Below are 2,976 nucleotides of genomic sequence, written 5' to 3'. Positions count from 1 at the left end.
CCTGGCGTTCGATTGGAGTGGGCGGGACAGCAAGAGCAGACCACGGAGACGGTAAACAGTTTGACCATCGGTTTCTTCGTGGTGGTCGGCGCGATGTTTTTGTTGTTGACGATCCAGTTCGGTTCGTGTTGGCAGGCGATTTTGATCCTGTCGATTATCCCCTTTGGTTTTATCGGTGCCATCTTGGGGCATATCGTGATGGGCATTGAATTGACGTTGTTCAGCATCTTTGGCATCGTCGCGTTGGCGGGAGTGGTGGTGAATGACTCGATCGTTTTGGTCGACTTTATCAATCGCCGCGTCGCCGACGGCTTGCCCATTCACGAGGCGATCGTCGACGGCGGTCGGCGCCGTTTTCGTGCTGTGTTGTTGACGTCGGTCACCACGGTCGCCGGAATGTTGCCAATCCTGCTGGAGCGATCCAAGGAAGCACAGGTGGTGTCGCCGATGGCGACCAGTTTGGCGTTTGGGTTGACGCTGAGCACGGTATTGGTGCTGGTGTTGGCGCCGGTAATGTACTTGATCACCGCCCGCCTCTCGGGCGGTCAAGAAGTCGCGGTGGATTGAGTTGCAATTCATTTAGATGTAGAGCCGGGGCCACAGAACGTAGCGAAACTCGCCAAGAGTTTTGGCTCCGCCAATGTCCACCGAAACTCTTGGCGAGTTTCGCTACGGGATTGCTTGGGGCATTCTGCCCCGCTGCGGATTTGTGTCCCTCGAGACGATCGCGTGAGAACTCGCAGGAATAGCGCCGATTGCCGCGTTTTGTGCAGTATTTGTGTTTTGATGTGACTGTTTTTACTGCTGGCACAGGACGTGCTTTTGTAGGGATCGCCGGAGTGTTGGCGCTGTGTAACGAACCTCGGCCGTTCGAGTTGCCCGAATCTGTCAGCAATGACTCTATCAGCAATGAGTCGGGGGCTCGCTAGCTTACTAAAGATTGATCCCGCCCTTTCGTTAAAGGATTGCATAATGAATCGTCCGCTCTCAAAACGTTCTAAATTACGTGCAGCATTACTAGCCGCTCCGCTGACCGTCGCCGCAACCGGCGCATTGATTGCCGCTGCACCGGCGACACATGTCAAAACGGAGACCCCAGCGGCATCGGCTCCGGTGTTACGCAGTGAATCGATTGGCGTTGCTAATGCATTGTCCGATGCGTTCCGCGACGTCGCGACGCATGTCTTGCCATCGGTAGTGGCTATTGAAAATCGTCCTGATACCTCCTGGCAATCGGCCAAGCAGCCTATTCCGGACAGCGGTCAATCGCTTGAAAAGGAGAATCCATTCAAGGGAACGCCGTTTGAAGACATGTTCCGAAACCACGAATTTGGCCGTCGTGGTGGAAACGCACCTGGCCAAATGACACCGCGTCAAGCCCCACGTTCGCAAGCGGGGATCGGCTCAGGAGTGATCATTGATTCGGCCGGGATTGTGTTGACGAACAACCATGTCGTCGAAGGGGGCGGGACGGTGATCATCAAAACTCAAGATGGTCGTGAATTCACGGCCACCGAGGTGCTGACGGATCCTCAAACCGATATCGCAGTGGTCAAATTCGAGGGTGACTCGAGTTTGGTAGCCGCGAAAATTGGTGACAGCGAAGCCATGGAAGTGGGCGATTGGGTTGTCGCTCTCGGCCAACCCTTTGGTTTGGAAAGCACCGTCACCGCAGGGATTGTCAGTGCCAAGAATCGCGGGATTGGGATCACCGATCGCGAGAACTTTATTCAAACCGACGCGGCGATCAACCCCGGAAACAGTGGTGGACCGCTTGTCAATCTGCGTGGGGAAGTGATTGGAATCAATACCGCGATTTCGTCTCGCGGAGGCGGTAACAACGGGGTAGGTTTTGCTGTGCCATCAAATTTGGCACACTGGGTCAGCGACCAATTGGTCCATCATGGGCAAGTCAAACGATCGTACCTTGGGGTTAGCATTCAACCGGTCAACTACGAACTGAGCACCCAGCTTGGCGTGGCTCCGAAAAGTGGTGTGGTCGTGACAAATGTGTTCCCGAAAACGCCCGCGGCGAAAACGGGACTGAAAACCGGCGACGTGATTGTCAATTTTGGTGGTATCCATGTCACCACGCCTCAACAATTGCAGTTGGCGGTTGAACGATCGCCGCTCGGCAACACGTTGACGGTGGATGTGGTGCGAGACGGCAAGTCGATCGAATTGACTTACGAACCCGAAGCCGCACCGAATCAGTTCGGAGCGAGCACCCAGTCGACGGAAAAGAGCGACGGTGTGAAGATGCAGTCGCTTGGATTGGAGATTAGCGAATTGTCGGCTGACGTTGCGAAGCAACTGGGAATGGAATCGCAAACGGGAGTGGTCATCACACGTGTGCAGGAAGGCAGCGCTGCGGCAGAATCGGGATTGAAACCAGGAATGGTGATCGTCCAAGTCAATCGACATGACGTTTCGAGCCCCGGCGAGTTTGAGAAGCAGATTGCCGAAGATTCGGACGGTTCGGTGCTGTTGTTGGTTCGCACGACGCAGGGATCACGATTTGTGGTGGTGCAGAACTAAGCGGCGATGATTGCCGGAATGGTGGGTAGATTAACTTCGGGCTAGCAACTCGGACGGATTGCCGGATGTCTGGCCAGAAGAGGTGCCCGATGACGGCCTAGAAGGCTATCCCACCCTTGGTTACTGACGGCGACCAACGTCTGATTTACAATCGACGTTGGTCGCGTTTGTTTTCGGAAGGCTCTTATGAAACTTGCAGCAAAGCTAATTCTGATTTTTTTAGTCGGGGTATTTGCCGTGGTTTCGTTGTTTGCGTGGCAGACGATTCAGCGTCAACACGCGTGGCAGCGGCAACAGCGTGAGGCTCATGCCCACGAGTTAGTCGAAATATTTCAGTCGGCGATCGATTCGGTGTCCGCCAGCAATTCACGTGTGACGTTCCGGCAAGCGGTCGAAGTGACGACAGAGCAACGCGGTGGACCACGGATGCGTTGGATC

3 protein-coding genes are annotated in these 2,976 nt (G+C 54.9%); all 3 read left to right on the top strand.

Annotation, left to right across the window (positions count from 1 at the left end):
- Positions 1 to 567, top strand: a 567-nt coding sequence (locus RMSM_RS24090; protein WP_144057914.1) for an efflux RND transporter permease subunit, incomplete at its 5' end; no start/stop codon positions are given.
- Positions 568 to 972: 405 nt separating this feature from the next.
- Positions 973 to 2,538, top strand: a complete 1,566-nt coding sequence (locus RMSM_RS24085) for a Do family serine endopeptidase (protein WP_008702640.1) — start codon at positions 973 to 975, stop codon at positions 2,536 to 2,538.
- A gap of 186 nt (positions 2,539 to 2,724) precedes the next feature.
- The coding region (locus RMSM_RS24080; RefSeq protein WP_008702638.1) for a hypothetical protein at positions 2,725 to 2,976 on the top strand (252 nt) is incomplete at its 3' end.

Origin of the sequence: Rhodopirellula maiorica SM1, assembly GCF_000346295.1 — a bacterium.
Classification (GTDB): domain Bacteria; phylum Planctomycetota; class Planctomycetia; order Pirellulales; family Pirellulaceae; genus Novipirellula; species Novipirellula maiorica.
This window is presented reverse-complemented; position numbering and strand designations above follow the sequence as displayed.